At 50.8% G+C, this 958-nt stretch carries 1 pseudogene; it reads right to left on the bottom strand.

The window, feature by feature from the left end:
* Positions 1-958, bottom strand: a pseudogene (locus MWU82_RS24000) (hypothetical protein); the annotation flags it as partial.

Below are 958 nucleotides of genomic sequence, written 5' to 3'. Positions count from 1 at the left end.
CCAATATCACCTTTATCTCCTTTGTCACCCTGGTCGCCCTTAGCACCAGTATCTCCTTTGTCACCCTTTACTCCTTGGATACCCTGTTCTCCAGTAGCGCCAGTGGCCCCGGTCTCACCTTGGATACCTTGAATACCTTGAATTCCTTGGGCTCCAGTATCTCCCTTGTCACCCTTATCTCCGGTAGCACCAGTGGTTCCTGTAGCTCCAGTTTCTCCTTGGATTCCTTGAGCTCCAGTGTCTCCCTTATCTCCTTTTTCACCAGTAGCTCCGGTTTCACCTTTATCTCCTTTGTCACCTTTAACGCCTTGGATTCCTTGTTCACCAGTTGCTCCTGTGGCTCCGGTTTCACCTTGAACACCTTGAATTCCTTGGGCTCCAGTATCACCCGTGTCACCCTTGTCACCTTTTTCACCAGCGGCACCAGTAGCTCCTGTGGCTCCAGTTTCTCCTTGAATACCTTGAGCTCCGGTATCTCCTTTGACGCCCTGGTCGCCTGTGGCTCCTGTCGCCCCGGTCTCACCTTGGATACCTTGAATACCTTGAATTCCTTGTGCACCAGTAGCACCAGTTGCACCGGTTTCTCCTTGAATACCTTGAATTCCTTGGGATCCGGTATCACCTTTTTCACCAGTAGCACCTTTCTCACCTTGTTCACCAGTAGCACCAGTATCTCCTTTGTCTCCCTTGTCTCCAGTGGCTCCAGTTACACCTTGGATACCCTGTTCACCAGTTGCACCTGTCGCACCAGTTTCACCAGTTGCTCCTGTAGCTCCAGTTTCACCTTGAATTCCTTGAATCCCTTGAGCTCCAGTATCTCCCTTGTCACCTTTCTCACCTTGATCACCAGTTGCACCAGTGGCTCCAGTTTCTCCTTGAATACCTTGGATTCCTTGCTCTCCAGTATCTCCTTTGTCGCCCTTAGCTCCAGTATCTCCTTTGTCTCCCTTTACACCCT

It is taken from the genome of Arenibacter sp. S6351L (genome assembly GCF_023016025.1).
In the GTDB taxonomy this organism is placed as follows: domain Bacteria; phylum Bacteroidota; class Bacteroidia; order Flavobacteriales; family Flavobacteriaceae; genus Arenibacter; species Arenibacter algicola_B.
The sequence above is the reverse complement of the archived record's forward strand: the minus strand, read 5'-3'. Positions and strand labels throughout refer to the sequence as shown.